We start from the raw sequence: 17,932 nt of genomic DNA on the forward strand, positions 1-17,932 counted from the left end.
GGAGGATTAGCTCAGCTGGGAGAGCACCTGCCTTACAAGCAGGGGGTCGGCGGTTCGATCCCGTCATCCTCCACCATATATATTTAAAATGTCGGAGGGGTAGCGAAGTGGCTAAACGCGGCGGACTGTAAATCCGCTCCTTCGGGTTCGGCAGTTCGAATCTGCCCCCCTCCACCATTTTCTTTAAAATAACCTGAGAGGGTTTATTTTTTTGAAAAGATAACCATACTAGTAAATATTAATGGGCTATAGCCAAGCGGTAAGGCAACGGACTTTGACTCCGTCATGCGCTGGTTCGAATCCAGCTAGCCCAGCCATTTACGAGCCATTAGCTCAGTTGGTAGAGCATCTGACTTTTAATCAGAGGGTCGAAGGTTCGAGTCCTTCATGGCTCATCATTTTTGCGGAAGTAGTTCAGTGGTAGAATACAACCTTGCCAAGGTTGGGGTCGCGGGTTCGAATCCCGTCTTCCGCTTAATTAATAAGGGGCCTTAGCTCAGCTGGGAGAGCGCCTGCCTTGCACGCAGGAGGTCAGCGGTTCGATCCCGCTAGGCTCCATCTAAATAAAAAAGCTTACATCATATGATGTAAGCTTTTTTTGTGTTTAAAAAGACAACTTTTATACTTGTCGTTTAAAATGAAGAAAACGTAAAAATAAGGGATGGGGAGATAATTGTGAAAGTTGTTATTGCATCTGATTCATATAAAGAAAGCCTAAAAGCTATAGAAGTATGTGGAGCTATTGAAAGAGGTTTTAGAGCAATTTTTCCTAATGCAGAGTATGTGAAAATACCAATTGGAGATGGAGGAGAAGGGACGGTTGAATCACTTGTTGATGCTACAGGGGGGAGAATTATATCAATTAGTGTGACAGGACCGCTTAGAGAAGGTATACAAGCTTTTTATGGCATTTCTAAAGATAAAAAGACAGCGTTTATTGAAATGGCAGCAGCATCAGGATTACAGCACGTTCCAGTTGAAAAGCGCAACCCACTTATTACAACGACAAAAGGAACAGGAGAACTTATATTACATGCGCTAGATCAAGGAGTGGAGTACATAATTTTAGGACTTGGAGGAAGTGCTACAAATGATGGTGGGGCAGGTATGTTAGCAGCTTTAGGAGTAAGATTTATAAATGACAAGGGTGAAGTAATAGATCCATCTGGAGGCACATTACATTCGATTGTTGCTATTGATTTTTCACGAATGGACCCCCGCTTAAAGGGGGTAAAGATAGAAGCGGCATGTGATGTGGATAATCCATTAGTCGGAATGCAGGGAGCATCTTTCATATTTGGGAGACAAAAGGGTGCAAATGTAGAGATGATGAAAGAGCTAGATGAGAATTTACAACATTATGCTAATATGCTTAAACGATATGTATCTTTTGATGTATCTGAAATACCTGGTGCAGGGGCAGCGGGAGGAATGGGAGCGGCTGTTATTTCAGTGTTAAAGGGAGACTTGCGGAGGGGCATTGAAATTGTATTAGATTATACAAATTTCGATAAACATATAGAAGATGCAAATCTCATTATAACTGGTGAAGGTAGAATAGATAAACAAACTGCATATGGAAAGGCTCCTGTGGGTGTTGCGGGGCGTGCAAAACGTTTTTCTGTGCCTGTAATTGCTATTGGAGGGTCTGTATCATCTGATTATTCAGCTGTGTACGAGAAAGGAATAGATGCGGTATTTAGTATTACAACGAGACCGATGACACTAGAAGAAGCATATAAAGTAGCAGAAGAAAATATTGAAATGACAACAAAAAATATTGCAATAGTATGGAAAATAGCATCAGAAAAACACTTCTAAATGTAGGAGTGTTTTATTATTATTATTTAATAATAGTGATTGCGATTGTTTCATTAAGTTAACTTTATACATAGAATAGTCTTGAAATTTAGTTTTCAGTATGAATATAAGTGAATAAATTGTATATCCATACAGAAAAATGTCGAGTTGAGTCAGACTATATAAAAGATTTAAAATATTTAGTGAAGGCATAAAAGGGGGATACTATCTATGAAAAAAGAAATCTCAGTTATTGGAGTTCCAATGGATTTAGGACAGATGCGTCGTGGAGTTGATATGGGACCGAGCGCGATCCGTTATGCAGGGGTAATTGAAAGAATTGAAGAAATTGGATATGACGTTAAAGATATGGGAGATATATGTATAGAGAGAGAAAAAGAGATAGATGAAAATACAAAATTAAGAAACCTTACACAAGTTGCAACTGTATGTAATGAATTAGCAAGTAAGGTGGATCATATTATAGAAGAAGGTCGTTTTCCACTTGTATTAGGTGGTGACCATAGTATTGCTATCGGTACATTAGCTGGTGTAGCAAAACATTATAAAAACTTAGGCGTTATTTGGTATGATGCACACGGTGATTTAAATACAGAGGAAACTTCACCATCTGGAAATATTCATGGTATGTCACTTGCAGCAAGTTTAGGTTATGGACATTCTTCACTTGTAGATTTATACGGAGCATATCCAAAGGTGAAAAAAGAGAATGTCGTAATTATCGGTGCGCGTGCATTGGATGAAGGAGAAAAAGATTTCATTCGCAATGAAGGTATTAAAGTGTTCTCAATGCATGAAATTGATCGTATGGGGATGACGGCTGTTATGGAAGAAACAATCGCATATTTATCTCATACTGATGGTGTACACTTATCATTAGATTTAGACGGTCTTGATCCTCATGATGCACCAGGTGTTGGAACGCCTGTAATTGGCGGTCTATCTTATCGTGAAAGTCATTTGGCGATGGAAATGTTAGCAGAAGCTGATATTATCACATCTGCTGAATTTGTTGAGGTAAATACGATTTTAGATGAGAGAAATAGAACGGCAACAACAGCAGTTGCTTTAATGGGTTCTTTATTCGGTGAAAAACTAAAATAAATGTAAGAAAAGCAACTGAGAAGTTGCTTTTTTTATTTGAAAATAGGCGTATAATAATGATTTATATTATACTGTACAATAAAAATGTTTGACATCTTACCAATTTGAGCTAAAAGGGGTTGTTTGTAATTGTCGTTTGTTTCATGTATGGTATAATTAACTAGTTGTTGGAAATACATACAGATAGAGCATAAAACAATATTTCAATATATGGATAGAATTGCTCGTAAGTAGGAGGAAGGGATAGCATGCCTTTTGAAGATACGACCATTTTGAAATATCTTAGTACGGCATTAGATATTGCCATTGTATGGTTTATTATATATAAGCTAATTCTTATAATCCGAGGGACGAAAGCTGTTCAACTTTTAAAAGGGATTACAGTTATTATCGTCGTTAAGATGATCAGTATTTTCCTTGAATTGCGTACGCTATCTTGGCTAACTGAACAAGTATTAACGTGGGGATTTTTAGCCGTTATTATTATCTTTCAGCCAGAATTGCGAAGAGCACTTGAGCAGCTAGGGCGCGGAAGTTTATTTTCGCGTGTTGGAACGCATGAGGATGATGAACCTGAAATGGTTGCAACAGCGATAGCAAAAGCAACCGAATATATGGGGAAACGTAGAATTGGTGCATTAATTACTTTGTCAAAAGAGACCGGTATGGGTGATTATGTGGAAACGGGTATTCCGCTGAATGCAAACGTATCATCGGAATTACTTATTAATATTTTTATTCCAAATACACCTCTTCATGACGGAGCGGTAATTATGCAAGGAAGTACAATTAAAGCAGCAGCATGCTATCTTCCATTATCAGAAAGTCCGTTTATTTCTAAAGAATTAGGAACTAGACATCGTGCTGCAATGGGAGTTAGTGAAGTTACTGATAGTATTACAGTAGTTGTGTCTGAAGAAACTGGTCAAATTTCTTTAACGAAAAATGGTAAGTTGCATCGTGATTTGAAGACAGAACAGCTGAAGGATATGTTATTAGCTGAATTTAGTGGAAACGAAAAAACGACTTCTTCGTCTTTATGGAATTGGAGGAGAAAGCGTCATGGATAAGTTAATGGAGAATCATTGGTTTTTAAAAGGGATCTCATTACTATTGGCGTGTATGCTTTTTATGTCAGCGACGTTAACTGAAAAAAATACGACATCAGGTATATTACCTTTTGCAAATGATACGAAAGAAACATTAACTAATTATGCTATTAATCTTAAGTATGATGAGGAGAAATATATTGTAAGTGGTATTCCGGCAGAGGGCGTTAAAGTAAAATTAGAAGGCCCAAAAGCATCAGTTGCTACAGCAAAAGCAAAAAAACAATTTGACATACCGGTTGATTTGCGAGATAGTCCAAAAGGAACTTATGAGATTTCTTTAAAAACGAACGGGCTTCCAGATGATGTGAAAGGAACAGTTCAGCCATCAACAATTAAAGTTACTCTTCATGAAAAGGCGAGAAAATATGTTCATGTAGATCTGAAATTATCAAATGAGGATCAGATGCCAGCGGGGGCTACTCTAGAAAAATCAAGCCTTAAACCGGATACTGTTGAGGTAGTTGGGACGAAAGAAGAAATTGAAAGCATTTCATCTGCCAAAGCGTATGTTGATTTAAAAGGTGTTAATAAAACTGTTACAAAAACGCCCGAAGTTACATTATACAATAAAGAAGGAAAACGTTTAAATGTAAGAACAAGTCCATCTAAGATTAGTGTAACGTTGAATGTGGCAACGCAAAATACAGCCAATAATACTGAAAAAACTGTTCCTGTAACGTATACGAAGAAGGGGAGTTTAGCAGAAGGATTGGCGGTTACAAATATCAGTGTTGAACCGAGAGAAGTAACGATAGCTGGTCCAAAAGATATTTTGGATAATATACAATCGCTAGAGGGGGTCGAAGTAGATCTTAGTCAATTGACAGAGTCTACAACATTCGATGCCTCTGTTTTATTACCCAAGGGTGTAACAAGTGCCAAACCGAATCAAGTGAAGGTTTCGGTGGGAGTGCAAAAAACAAAACAAACGAAAACAAAAACGATTGATGGTATCCCAATCCAGAAAAATGGACTTTCTAAAGATGTTACTGCTCAGCTACTTTCGCCGCAAGATGGAAAGATAAGTGTTGATATTTCAGGAGAAGCAAGTATAGTAGATAAAATAACAGCTGCTCAAATAACAGCGGTAATTAATCTGCAAAATGTATCTCCAGGAACGAAAGATATTTCAATTCAAGTGAGTGGTCCTGGTAATATTTCAATAGAGCCAAAACAAAAAAGTGCTAAAGTTACTATTGTGAAGAAAGAAAAACCAGATAAAGAAGTACAGGGTAACGGTCAACAACCGGATTCAAACACCGATCAAGAAAATCAAAATGAGAAACCAAAAAATCCTGAACCTGATTCAGAAAAAGAACAGGAAAAGAATCAAAACCAAAATCAAAATCAAGATAAAGATAAAGAAACGAGTCAAGAACCAACAGTAGATAATCACAATCAAAAAGAGCAAGAAAAAGGAGCGAATCATAATGGGTAAATATTTTGGTACAGATGGAGTACGCGGAGTTGCAAATAAGGAGTTAACACCTGAATTAGCTTTCAAAATTGGACGTTTTGGTGGTTATGTATTAACAAAAGATACAGATCGTCCAAAAGTAATTATTGGTCGTGATACACGTGTATCTGGCCATATGTTAGAAGGAGCTTTAGTAGCAGGGCTATTATCAACTGGAGCAGAAGTAATGCGCCTTGGCGTTATTTCTACACCGGGCGTTGCTTATTTAACAAAAGCACTAGACGCACAAGCGGGTGTTATGATTTCTGCATCTCATAATCCAGTACAAGATAACGGTATTAAATTCTTTGGTTCAGACGGCTTTAAATTAACAGATGAGCAAGAAGCTGAGATTGAAGCTTTATTAGACAAAGAAGTTGATGAACTACCACGTCCGACAGGTACTAATCTTGGACAAGTGAGTGATTACTTTGAAGGTGGACAAAAATATTTACAGTACATTAAACAAACTGTTGAAGAAGATTTCTCTGGCCTACATATCGCTTTAGATTGTGCACATGGTGCAACTTCTTCTCTTGCTCCATACTTATTTGCAGACCTAGAAGCTGATATTTCAACGATGGGAACTTCTCCAAATGGTATGAATATTAATGAGGGTGTAGGATCTACACATCCAGAAGGCTTAGCTGAATTGGTAAAAGAAAAAGGTGCGGATATCGGACTTGCTTTTGATGGCGATGGCGACCGTTTAATTGCTGTAGACGAAAAAGGAAACATCGTTGACGGTGATCAAATTATGTTCATTTGTGCGAAGTACATGAAAGAAACTGGTCAATTAAAACATAATACAGTTGTTTCAACTGTTATGAGTAACTTAGGTTTCTACAAAGCACTTGAAGCAAATAATATTACAAGTGATAAAACAGCAGTTGGTGACCGCTACGTAATGGAAGAAATGAAGCGCGGAGGTTACAACCTAGGTGGAGAACAATCAGGCCATATTATCTTACTTGATTACATTACAACTGGTGATGGAATGTTAAGTGCACTTCAACTTGTAAACATCATGAAAATGACGAAAAAGCCATTATCTGAGCTTGCAGGGGAAATGACGAAATTCCCACAATTGCTAGTAAACGTTCGTGTAACAGATAAAAAATTAGCATTAGAAAATGAAAAAATTAAAGAAATTATTCGTGTTGTAGAGGAAGAAATGAACGGTGATGGCCGTATTCTTGTTCGCCCATCTGGAACAGAGCCACTTATTCGTGTAATGGCAGAAGCACCAACACAAGAAGTTTGTGATGCATATGTACATCGCATTGTAGAAGTTGTGAAAGCCGAAGTTGGCGCTGAATAATTAGCTGAATTTATATGAAAAAGGAGCACAAAAAGTGCTCCTTTTTCATATGTTTTATAGACGATGAAAAAAATTTCATTGACGGTTTATCCATGTTTGTTATAAGATGGTCTTGTTCTTTTTCTCAAAGGAAATATTGTAAATTATAAAAGCGCCAGAACTACAAATAGTGTAGTTGACGAGGTGGGGTTTATCGAGATTTCGGCGGATGACTCCCGGTTGTTCATCACAACCGCAAGCTTTTACTTAAATCATTAAGGTGACTTAGTGGACAAAGGTGAAAGTGTGATGAGAGAAGAGGAACGGATGAAAACTAGCTGTATAAGTATATACGGACTTAAACCCAATCGAGAGGAAGGTGAAAGCCGTTACAAGCTTACAGGGCTAGCAATATGTAATCCGTTTTTTAGTATAAATAAAAATGGTATCGGACTATGTCGTTACATGTTCGCAGAGCAGTGTAAGCATTTGTAACGGCGACTAAACATGTGTGGAATCGTAGGATTTATTGGAGAGCAAGATGCAAAGGAAATTTTATTAAAAGGTTTAGAAAAGCTAGAATATCGTGGATATGATTCAGCAGGTATTGCAGTACAAGCAGAGAACGGTGTTGTTGTATACAAAGAAAAAGGCCGTATCGCAAAACTTCGTGAAATCGTAGATGAGAACGTAGCAGCAAGCGTAGGTATCGGACACACACGCTGGGCTACACACGGTGTTCCAAGTAAAGTAAACGCGCATCCGCATCAAAGTACATCAAAACGCTTTACATTAGTTCATAACGGTGTAATTGAAAACTATGAATTAGTGAAAAAGGAATATTTACAAGATGTAACGTTCGTAAGTGAAACAGATACAGAGGTTATCGTACAGCTTATGGAACAACAAGTGAGCACAGGATTAAGTGTAGAAGAAGCGTTCCGTAATACGCTATCTCTTTTACATGGCTCTTATGCAATCGGATTACTTGATGCTGAAAATCCAAACATGATTTATGTTGCTAAAAACAAAAGCCCGCTATTAGTAGGTGTTGGTGACAACTTTAATGTTGTGGCAAGCGACGCTATGGCGATGTTACAAGTTACAGATCAATTCATTGAGTTAATGGATAAAGAAATCGTAATCGTAACGAAAGAAAGTATTACAATTAAAAACTTACAAGGTGAAACGATTGAACGTGCACCGTTTACAGCGGAATTAGACGCAAGTGATATTGAAAAGGGAACATATCCTCATTTCATGCTTAAAGAAATCGATGAGCAACCACTTGTAATCCGTAATATAATTCAAAAGTATCAAGATGAAAATGGCGAAATTGAATTAAATCAAGACATCCGCAATGCGATTTTAGATAGCGATCGCATTTACATCATTGCATGTGGAACGAGTTATCATGCAGGTCTTGTTGGAAAACAATTTATCGAGAAGTTTGCAAAAATGCCAGTTGAAGTACACGTGGCAAGTGAATTCTCTTACAACATGCCATTATTAACAGAAAGACCATTCTTCATTTACATTTCACAAAGTGGTGAAACAGCTGATAGCCGTGCAGTACTTGTACAAACAAATGAAATGGGGCATAAAGCATTAACAATTACAAACGTGCCTGGTTCTACGCTTTCTCGTGAAGCTGATTATACACTTCCGTTATACGCTGGACCAGAAATTGCAGTTGCATCAACGAAAGCTTACACAGCACAGCTTGCAGTACTTTCAATTTTAGCGGCTGATATTGCTAAAGCAAAAGGTGAAGTTCTTGATTTCGATTTAACACACGAACTAGGACTTGTAGCAAATGCAATGATAGAACTTTGTGATCAAAAAGAAGAAATGGACGCATTAGCAAAACAATTTTTAGCAACAACGCGTAACTGTTTCTTCATCGGCCGTAGCGTAGACTTCTACGTAGGATTAGAAGGTGCGTTAAAACTAAAAGAAATCTCTTACATCCAAGCAGAAGGATTCGCTGGAGGAGAGTTAAAACACGGTACAATCGCTTTAATTGAAAATGGTACACCAGTTATTGCACTTGCTACACAAGAGCACGTAAACCTTGGAATTCGTGGTAACGTGAAAGAAGTAGTAGCACGCGGGGCTAACCCATGTATCATCTCAATGAAAGGCTTAGAAATGGAAGGTGACAGCTTCGTATTACCAGCTGTACACGAAGCGCTAGCACCGCTAGTAGCAGTTATTCCATTACAACTTATCTCATACTACGCAGCACTTCACCGCGAGTGTGACGTTGATAAGCCACGTAACTTAGCTAAGTCTGTTACTGTTGAGTAGGAGATTGGTAGGTTAATAAATATAGTTATGCGTTTGAAATAAATTTTGATAGTTTATAAAAAAGTCTGATCGTTTATAATAAATTAAAACTAAGAAAAGAACTCTGTAAAAATCATTTTACAGAGTTCTTTTAGTTATTTATTGTTTTACATAACAAATTGTTACTTGTTCGTCTATGTGGAAAATCTGTAATGCTTTACCATCTAAATTTTTAACCTCATATGATGAATAAATAGGTCTTTCCAATTTCACTTCTTGACCATTTTGAGTTCCTTTTTCCACCATTAGCGTTAACTGATGGGAAGAAACGTCTGCTTGGTATGTTCCTGTTAAGTAATTATCTTTATTTGGATAAGAACCATTTGCATATGTTTCAAATGTCTTATCTGCTTTTAGGACTAACGTAGTTTTGACTCCGTCTCCGTAATCAATACCCCAATTACCTACAAGCTCTGTACCGTCTTTATAGTTGTTCTGTACATTCTTAAACTTAGCCGAATCCTCGTCTGGTGTATCAATTTTTCCTTTGAATATACCAGTTTTATTTTGGGTACTGTATGTTTTAACTGTATTACCACTAGATAAACTCGGTGAGTTAGAAGAACTAGTACCACTTGTTGTAGAAGTAGTTGTTGAACTACCCTTAGCTTCCGCTTTTAACTTATCAAATACAGGTTTCCAAATGCGTTTTGCTTCATCTAATTTATTGTTTGCTTTATCTATGATTGCATCATCCGTATCTTTAAGTGTTTTAGAGTAATCAAATAATTTCGATACTTCTTTGAAAGATTCTTTTAACTTTTGAACAGCTTTTACAATTTCCTTATGATCTTCCTTATATTTTCCTGGTGCATCTATACGCTCTATTTTATTAAATACTTTATCTAAGTCTTTAATACTATCTCGTACCTCTTCATTTGACTTACTTCCCTTTTTATTATCCCTCACAGAAGCATCATAGTAATCTAGACGTCTTAATAAGTCTTCTTCAATGTCTACCATAAGTTGTGGGTAATCCTCAGGTAAAACCATAATCATCTTAACATCTTTACTTTCTTCTTTTGAGTTAGTTGATTTTTCCTTTGTTTCAGATGATTTACCTTCTGTCTTAGTTTCTTTACTTTCTTGTTTACCAGATTCAGCATTTGTTTTTTCTTTTTCTCCAAATAAATTAGTTACACTACAAGCTGACATAGAAACTACTAATCCGGATGCTAGTAAAATTTTACCTGTACTCTTTTTGAAATTCTTCATATGATTTTTCAATTCTCCCTCTAAAAACATAAAATAGATGTGCTTTAGCCCCTTTAAAACTAAAAAACATACCCCTTCTATATTTATTTTATAATACCTTTCTATGTATAATATTTTACAATTAATTACAGATTCGGTCAAAATTTATCTTAGTTTAACGATGTTCACAAAAAAGATGCGAAGCTTTATTCTTCAAGTAAAGATTCTAAGTGAGTTTTGATTAAAATTTTTTTATAAAAATCTCATACTTAGTTAAAAAGAGTAATTCTATTTTGATCAATCGTTTTTTCAAAATGAATTTTTTTGTTGTTAAATAAAGATTTGTGACTTCATTTTTATCAAATTTTATTCCAAACCAACATATAGTTATAGCTTTAAAATAAATTTACAAATTTGTATCTAAAAGGGGTGTTTTTGTGTCGAAAAAGAACATCTAGAATTGGTAAGTGGATAGAACTCTATAGATTAAAGTTTTACTTTATCGGATTCACTTTTATTTATCTGAATTTTCCGTTACTATTTTAAGTATCCGTGAACAATTTCCTTTATTACGACAAGAAGAGACGGTAGATTCATGGACATTACAAGGGGGCTTATTATATGAAAGTGAAAGCAAAAACATATTTAAGTATAGAAGAGATTATTTCATTACCAACCGTATCAAGTACAAACATAAGTGATGATGGTAAAAACGTAGCATTTGTTAAGAAGATGGCTGATTGGAAAGACAATATATATAGGAATCATGTATGGATATATGAAAAAGATAAGAAGCAGAGTTACCCATTATCAAATGGTGATATAGATAGTACACACCCATTATGGTCTCCAGATGCTAGGTGTATCGCATATCTTAGTCCAGTTGGTGATGGGGAAAATCAGATATTTGTTAAGTCACTAGATGATTATAGAGAGGTTCAAATTACTGATGAGAAAGAAGGAGTCAGTACATTCAAATGGGGTCCTACTGGCAAGGGTCTTTATTATGTTACGCAGTCAAAAGAATGTGAAGAGATAAAGAAACGTAAGGACCTATATGGAGATTTTCAACATATAGGTAAGGAACACCAGAATAATTGTTTATATTACATTGAAATAGAAAAGGTGATACAAAGTGATACAGATGAACACGAGAACAGAGTTGTTTATCAATTAACGGATGGTAAGGACTTTCATATCCATGAATTTGATATTTCAAATGATGGTAAAAAGGTTGTATTTATAACGACACCAAGCTCAAATATGGCAGATTATATAAATGGAGATCTATACATACTCCATATTAAAGCTGGAGAGCTACAAAAGCTGAATGTGGATAAGTTGTTGGGAGGGAGTGTTTGCTTTTCTCCTGACGGCAGTAAAATATGTTACACAGCAAGCATAAGAGAGAAGGATTACTATAGAAACCATATACAAGATAGTACGTTAGAGATATATGATATGAATACTGGAGAGGTAATTCAGCCTCTAACAAACTTTGATAGTACAGTTATGCCATTACAGTGGACAGCTAAAGGAATTTTAATTAGATGGCAGGATAAAACGAATTATCGTATTGGATTACTAGCTGAAGATGGCACTGTGGAAGCATTAAGCGACAAGATAGATGGCTTTATAATGGATGCCTCTATAACAAAGGATGGAAATCATATAACCTATAATAAGGCTATAACAAATGAAACCTTTGAAATCTATTTAGACGATAAAAAAATAACGGATGAAAATAGCTTTTTCAAAGGGAAACTTAAAAGTAACAGGGAAATCATCTCATGGAAAAGTAGTGATGGTCTTGAAATAGAAGGTGTTTTATCAACGCCAGTAGAGTTTGACACTAATAAAAAATATCCTTTATTAGTAGTAATTCACGGTGGTCCGGCTTGGGCATCTTTTCCGATATTTTCAGACTGCTTCAATGAGAAATATCCGATTGAACAGTTTGTTGAAAAAGGCTTTATCGTTTTAGAGCCAAATTACAGAGGAAGTTCAGGTTATGGTAATGAATTTTTAAAAGCTAACTATAGAAAACAGGGGATTGCTGACTACGACGATGTTATATCAGGAGTTGATAAACTAGTTGATCAAGGGATAGTAGATAAAGATAGAGTAGGAGTTATGGGATGGAGCAACGGTGGATATGTATCAGCTTTTTGTTCTACATTTAGTAGCAGGTTTAAAGCTATTTCAGTTGGCGGTGGAATAACTAACTGGAGTACCCATTATGTAAATACAGATATACCTTACTTTATTAGAATGTATTTAGGAAATACTCCATGGAATGATCCAGATATATATACGAAGACATCACCTATGACGTATATTAAATCAGCTTGTACGCCTACCTTAATTCAACATGGGGAAAAGGATGCAAGAATTCCGATTACAAATGCATATGATCTATATCAAGGATTAATGGATATGGAAGTTGATACAGAATTAATTATATTTAAAGGAATGGCATATAGTTCTGACCAACCAGGAGTTCATGTGGCTATTATGAAGCAGAACTTGATGTGGTTTTCACACTATATGCTTGAAGAGAGTATGGAGGGTTTTAGGACTTTGTAATAGATGTTTGTACAAGACATATGATTGAAACGGTCTTCATATTGAGATGATTTATTATAAAATATATACTTAAACTACTATCAGTACATACATCAGGGAGGACTAATATGACAGGAAATAAAAATGACTTACTAGTAGAAAAACGTGAAGAGTTATTGAAAGTATTGCAAGCTCGTTTTGAGAAAAACATGAACCGCCATGAAGGTCTTGAATGGGCTAAAGTTGAAGCGAAGCTGACTACTAATAATGAAAAATTGTGGTCACTTAACGAAATGGAAGTAACTGGTGGTGAGCCGGATGTTATTGGTTATGATGAAGAAAAGGACGAATATACTTTCTATGATTGTTCAAAGGAGAGTCCTAAAGGCCGCAGAAGTCTTTGTTATGATCTTGAAGCGTTAGAATCAAGAAAAAAGCATAAACCAGAAAATAACGCTATTGATGTGGCGGCCGCTATGGGTATTGAGTTATTAACGGAAGAACAATATCGAGAGTTACAACAACTTGGAGATTTTGATATGAAATCATCGAGTTGGGTACAAACACCTTCAGATATTAGAGAGCTTGGTGGTGCTCTATTTTGCGATTATCGCTTTGGACATGTTTTCGTGTACCACAATGGAGCAGACTCTTACTATGCTGCCAGAGGTTTTCGTGGTTCATTAAAAGTTTAAATTAGGATAAATAAGAAAAAGAGCCTATATTCAGGCTCTTTTTCTTATTTATATTTTAAAAGTAAATTGTTACTACGCAGTTTTACTTAATTTATATGTTCTGTGGTTGTTTTTACGGAAAAGTTTAGGGAAAACATAGCCATCTAATCCAATACGTCCAGCGTTCTGCCCTGCAACTAAAATGAACATAGTCAAAATAAGCAGGTTTGGGTTTACACTAACAGTTCCGCTTAATAAAAATGAAAGATTCATTATGATTCCGAAAAATGCAGCTGTTTTTGTTAATCCGCCTAAAATCAAACCTAGACCTACTAAAATTTCTCCCCATTGAACTAAAAAGCTAAATAGGTCTGCGTTTGGAAGGACAAAATGTTGAAGGAAATCTGCCCACCAACTTTGTACTGCAGGGTGGTCCCCTGATGCTTGAGCAATAGCACCCTTTAGAAAGCCACTTGCGTCAAAAGATTGTCCGAAGACTTTGCCTATCCCAGCAGCGAACCATGTATATCCTATGTAAAGCCGTAAAAGTAATAATATGAAAGTAGCACGTTTATCAGTTCTTAAAAAATTGATAACCATTGAAATCCCTCCAATATTGTATTTACACGTTTATTATATATCCAATGTGAAAAGATTCACAATGGAGAGAATGTGAACAAGGATAGGTTGTGAATAATTGTTTTATTTTTTGTAACATTTTATCTGCTTTGATAAACTAAGAATAGAGATATATGTAAAGGAGACAAAGACTCAATATGTGGATGAACTTGTAATGATTAGAAACTACTAGATAGATAAATTTTGCTCTCATAAGCGAGGGTTTGTTTAGTTATCTGTAAATCATTCAAGGAATGCATATTTGGCTTGTACATCCCTTTTATAAGGATAGGTGCCTATTTTATGTATCTGTCTTTTTTGTGGGAAAGTTTATATCTCTTATATAAAATATGCGTCCTTTAAACTTGGAGGAGTATATGATGAACCAATTAAAAAATAAAGTAGCAGTTATTACAGGGGTAAGTCGTCTAGATGGTATAGGGGCAGCGATTTGTAAAGAATTAGCAGAATCAGGATACGATATATTTTTTACGTATTGGACAGCTTACGATAAAGAGATGCCTTGGGGCGTTGATAAAAATGAACAAATACAATTAAAAGAAGAGTTACTAAAAAACGGTGTTAAAGTATCAAGTATGGAGTTAGATTTAACTCAGAATGATGCACCAAAAGAGCTTATAAATAAAGTTACTGAACAATTAGGGTACCCTCATATATTAATTAATAATGCAGCATATTCTACGAATAATGATTTCTCTACGTTGACTGCTGAAGAATTAGATAAGCATTATATGGTAAATGTTCGTGCGACTACATTGCTCAGTAGTCAATTTTCCCGGGGATTTGATAAGAAATCTGGTGGTAGAATTGTTAATATTACTTCGGGGCAATTTCAAGGTCCTATGGCAGGAGAACTAGCTTATGCGACAACGAAGGGAGCTATTGATGCTCTTACTAGTACGTTGTCAGCAGAGGTAGCTCATTTAGGAATAACAGTGAATGCAATTAATCCAGGACCAACCGATACAGGATGGATGACTGAAGAGATAAAACAAGGGTTAAAGCCGATGTTTCCTTTTGGCAGAATTGGTGAGCCAAGGGATGCAGCTAGACTCATTAAATTTTTAGTAAGTGAAGAGGCCGAGTGGATTACTGGGCAAGTTATTCATTCAGAAGGTGGATTTAAAAGATAAAAAAGAAGGCATCTCACCAGGGTGAGATGCCTTCTTTTTTAATCTTTCTTCAATCTTCGTGCAACACCATTCCCTAAAGACTGTAATCCTTGAACGAGGATAATTAAAATAAAGACGGTTGCATACATTACTTCAGGCTCGTAGCGTAAATGTCCGAAGCGGTATGCTAAATCCCCTAGCCCGCCAGCACCTACAAGGCCAGCCATTGCTGTTGCGCCGATTAAGCCGATCGTTGCGATTGTTAATCCGAGTACAAGGGAGGGACGAGCTTCTTTCACCATGACGTGCCAAATGATTTTTATAGTAGAGACTCCCATCGCTTGGTAGGCTTCAATGACACCGCGATCGACTTCTAGTAAAGCTGTCTCCATTAAACGTGCGATATAAGGGGCTGTGAAGACGACAAGCGGTACGATAACACCTTGCACGCCAATGGACGTTCCCATTAGAAATTTTGTAAAAGGTAAAATAAAGAATAATAGAATGATAAATGGAAGAGAGCGAATGATATTAATAATTGTATTAAGAATAGGATAGATGATTTTATTTTCACGCTGCCCACCAGGTCTCGTTAAAACAAGTGTGACGCCAAGTGGTAATGCAATAAGGATCGAGATGAGTAATGAGATAGATGTCATTTGAAAGGTTTGGATTGTGGCTTCCCATATGACTTTACCCCATTCATCCAAAAAGGACTTGTTTCCCATAATCTGTTCTACCTCCTTCTACGATGATTCCTTGCTCTTGTAAAAATGATAAAGCACGGTGGATTTCATTTTGTTCCCCTTGCATATGAACGACTAGTTTCCCATATGCTTCATGTTTTAACTGCGTAATATTACCGGATAAAATATTCGGATACACTTGGAAACGTTTTGTGGCAACGGCTAAGGCAGGTTCCCCTGAAGTAGTGCCAATAAATGAAAGTGTTACAATTTCTCCAGTACTTTGTAGTTCTTTCTGTACCTCTTTTGGAATTTTCGCTGCAAATGCGCTATTTACAAATTTCTTCGTGGTTACATGTTGTGGGTTTGTGAAAATATCTTTTACAGTCCCACTTTCGACTACAGATCCATGTTCCATAACAGCAACGCGGTCACATATACGCTGGATGACATTCATTTCATGTGTAATGAGTAAAATCGTAATTCCGATTTCTTCGTTAATCTTTAATAACAAATCAAGGATAGAATCGGTTGTTTCGGGATCTAATGCGCTCGTGGCTTCATCACTTAATAACACTTCAGGTTCATGTGATAGCGCACGAGCAATTGCAACACGCTGTTTTTGACCACCAGAAAGTTCGCTTGGATACGCATCTTTTCTATTAAAAAGATCGACAATGCGTAAATACTTTTCTACTCTTTTTTCAATTTCTGCTTTTGGAATGCCAGCAAGCCGTAACGGTAATGCGATATTTTCATAAACGGTAACAGTTTTAAGTAAATTGAATCCTTGGAAGATCATTCCGATTTTTTGTCTCGATTTTGCTAGTTCTTTTGTCGATAACGTTGTTAAGTCTTGTTCGTTTACAATGATATTTCCTGTCGTTGGTTTTTCTAATAAATTTACACATCGAATCAATGTACTTTTACCAGCGCCACTATACCCAATGATTCCAAATACCTCGCCTTTTTCTACTTTAAGGGAAGTAGACTTAAGAGCCTCAACATTCCCTTTTTTTGTTGTAAATACTTTGGATATGTTTTTTAATTCAATCATTATCGTCAGCTCCTACCAAGATGGTAAAACTGAACCATCAAATTTTTTCTCGATAAACTCTTTTACTTCTTTAGATTGATAAGCTTTCTTTAATTTGTTTACAACGGCATCATCTTTATTTTCAGTACGAACAACGACCCAGTTCACATATGGTGAATCTTTTCCTTCGTGGAAGATAGAATCTTTCGCTGGACTTAATTTTGCACCTAATGCAAAGTTTGTGTTAATTGCAGCTGCTTTCACTTCACTTAGTTGTGTTGGTAATTGAGATGCCTCTAATTCGACAATCTTTAATTTTTTTGGATTTTCAATTACATCTTTTGCAGTCGCTTTTTCTGTAGCCTTTGGATCAACTTTTAAAACCCCTGCTTTTTCAAATAATTTTAAAGCTCGAAGTTCATTCGTTGGGTCATTTGGTACAGCAATTGCGTCGCCCTCTTTTAAGTCTTTTACATCTTTTATATCTTTAGAATATACGCCCATAGGGAATGTTACTGTTGAAAATACTTCAGCTAATTTCATATTGCGTTCAGCTTTAAATACATCTAAATACGATTTCGTTTGGTAACTATTTACATCAAGGCTTTTTTCATCTAATGATACGTTTGGCGCTACATAATCATTAAATACTTTTATATCAATTTCGAGACCATCTTTTGCTGCAACTTCTTTTACCTTTTCAAAAATTTGTTCATGTGGTCCACCTGTTACACCGACAGTAATCTTTTTCTCGTCTAATGCTTTTACCTCTTTATCTGAACTCACGCTACATGCGCCTAATAATAATACTGCTCCGCTTACAATGCTTAATAATACCTTTTTCATCTATAAATCCCCCTTCATATACGTTCCAAAATAAAAAG

The 17,932-nt window shown here is 36.1% G+C and carries 15 protein-coding genes and 6 tRNA genes; 16 read left to right on the plus strand and 5 right to left on the minus strand.

The window, feature by feature from the left end:
- The 13 genes from AB6801_RS27830 (at position 1) to glmS (ending at position 9,103) form a co-directional block, all read left to right on the plus strand.
- A tRNA-Val gene (locus AB6801_RS27830) sits at positions 1-76 on the plus strand.
- A 17-nt stretch (positions 77-93) separates the two neighbouring features.
- Positions 94-177 (plus strand) — tRNA-Tyr (locus tag AB6801_RS27835).
- A 65-nt stretch (positions 178-242) separates the two neighbouring features.
- Positions 243-317, plus strand: a tRNA-Gln gene (locus tag AB6801_RS27840).
- 5 nt (positions 318-322) lie between these two features.
- Positions 323-395: transfer RNA gene (locus tag AB6801_RS27845), tRNA-Lys, on the plus strand.
- Positions 396-403: 8 nt separating this feature from the next.
- Positions 404-475: transfer RNA gene (locus AB6801_RS27850), tRNA-Gly, on the plus strand.
- Positions 476-485: 10 nt separating this feature from the next.
- A tRNA-Ala gene (locus AB6801_RS27855) sits at positions 486-558 on the plus strand.
- A 117-nt stretch (positions 559-675) separates the two neighbouring features.
- Entirely contained in the window at positions 676-1,821 is a 1,146-nt protein-coding gene (locus AB6801_RS27860; RefSeq protein ID WP_000869584.1) for a glycerate kinase, read from the plus strand.
- A 210-nt stretch (positions 1,822-2,031) separates the two neighbouring features.
- Entirely contained in the window at positions 2,032-2,925 is an 894-nt protein-coding gene (gene rocF, locus AB6801_RS27865) for an arginase (RefSeq protein WP_000711563.1), read from the plus strand.
- Between the two features lie 248 nt (positions 2,926-3,173).
- A complete protein-coding gene (gene cdaA, locus AB6801_RS27870) occupies positions 3,174-3,995 on the plus strand; it encodes a diadenylate cyclase CdaA (RefSeq protein ID WP_001115697.1) in 822 nt (273 codons plus the stop codon).
- Entirely contained in the window at positions 3,988-5,475 is a 1,488-nt protein-coding gene (locus AB6801_RS27875) for a CdaR family protein (RefSeq protein WP_000359598.1), read from the plus strand. Before cdaA ends, AB6801_RS27875 begins: the two co-directional genes overlap by 8 nt.
- Positions 5,468-6,814, plus strand: coding sequence for a phosphoglucosamine mutase (gene glmM / locus AB6801_RS27880; RefSeq protein WP_000521476.1), 1,347 nt, complete (start codon positions 5,468-5,470; stop codon positions 6,812-6,814). The genes AB6801_RS27875 and glmM overlap by 8 nt, the downstream gene beginning before the upstream one ends.
- 288 nt (positions 6,815-7,102) lie before the next feature.
- On the plus strand, positions 7,103-7,288 hold the full coding sequence (locus AB6801_RS27885) for a hypothetical protein (protein WP_001206405.1): 186 nt from the start codon (positions 7,103-7,105) through the stop codon (positions 7,286-7,288).
- A 12-nt stretch (positions 7,289-7,300) separates the two neighbouring features.
- A complete protein-coding gene (glmS, locus tag AB6801_RS27890) occupies positions 7,301-9,103 on the plus strand; it encodes a glutamine--fructose-6-phosphate transaminase (isomerizing) (RefSeq protein WP_000334163.1) in 1,803 nt (600 codons plus the stop codon).
- A gap of 138 nt (positions 9,104-9,241) precedes the next feature.
- On the opposite strand, the gene AB6801_RS27895 is transcribed toward glmS, so the two are convergent.
- Positions 9,242-10,369 carry a DUF3994 domain-containing protein gene (locus tag AB6801_RS27895; RefSeq protein ID WP_097999300.1) on the minus strand — a complete coding sequence of 376 codons (1,128 nt, stop codon included), beginning with the start codon at positions 10,367-10,369 and terminating at the stop codon, positions 9,242-9,244.
- Between the two features lie 588 nt (positions 10,370-10,957).
- Here AB6801_RS27895 and AB6801_RS27900 point away from each other — a divergent pair.
- Entirely contained in the window at positions 10,958-12,922 is a 1,965-nt protein-coding gene (locus AB6801_RS27900; RefSeq protein ID WP_098290599.1) for a S9 family peptidase, read from the plus strand.
- A 107-nt stretch (positions 12,923-13,029) separates the two neighbouring features.
- Positions 13,030-13,596 (plus strand): DUF4256 domain-containing protein, encoded by a 567-nt coding sequence (locus AB6801_RS27905; protein ID WP_000147390.1) that lies wholly within the window; start codon positions 13,030-13,032, stop codon positions 13,594-13,596.
- A gap of 72 nt (positions 13,597-13,668) precedes the next feature.
- Here the strand turns inward: AB6801_RS27905 and AB6801_RS27910 are convergent, their stop codons facing one another.
- Positions 13,669-14,175, minus strand: a complete 507-nt coding sequence (locus tag AB6801_RS27910) for a DoxX family membrane protein (RefSeq protein ID WP_000236359.1) — start codon at positions 14,173-14,175, stop codon at positions 13,669-13,671.
- Positions 14,176-14,570: 395 nt separating this feature from the next.
- Here AB6801_RS27910 and AB6801_RS27915 point away from each other — a divergent pair, with 395 nt between their 5' ends.
- Positions 14,571-15,347, plus strand: coding sequence for an SDR family oxidoreductase (locus AB6801_RS27915; RefSeq protein ID WP_002098920.1), 777 nt, complete (start codon positions 14,571-14,573; stop codon positions 15,345-15,347).
- A gap of 38 nt (positions 15,348-15,385) precedes the next feature.
- Here the strand turns inward: AB6801_RS27915 and AB6801_RS27920 are convergent, their stop codons facing one another.
- The 3 genes from AB6801_RS27920 to AB6801_RS27930 are packed head-to-tail and all read right to left on the minus strand — an operon-like array spanning position 15,386 to position 17,894.
- Entirely contained in the window at positions 15,386-16,054 is a 669-nt protein-coding gene (locus AB6801_RS27920) for a methionine ABC transporter permease (protein ID WP_000527151.1), read from the minus strand.
- The gene (locus tag AB6801_RS27925; protein WP_000571318.1) at positions 16,029-17,069 is read right to left on the minus strand and encodes a methionine ABC transporter ATP-binding protein; all 1,041 of its coding nucleotides are present in this window, start codon (positions 17,067-17,069) and stop codon (positions 16,029-16,031) included. Before AB6801_RS27925 ends, AB6801_RS27920 begins: the two co-directional genes overlap by 26 nt.
- A gap of 12 nt (positions 17,070-17,081) precedes the next feature.
- Positions 17,082-17,894 carry a MetQ/NlpA family ABC transporter substrate-binding protein gene (locus AB6801_RS27930; RefSeq protein WP_097999297.1) on the minus strand — a complete coding sequence of 271 codons (813 nt, stop codon included), beginning with the start codon at positions 17,892-17,894 and terminating at the stop codon, positions 17,082-17,084.
- Positions 17,895-17,932: the final 38 nt, after the last annotated feature.

It is taken from the genome of Bacillus sp. RCC_6_1 (assembly GCF_041360755.1).
GTDB classification, from domain to species: domain Bacteria; phylum Bacillota; class Bacilli; order Bacillales; family Bacillaceae_G; genus Bacillus_A; species Bacillus_A cereus.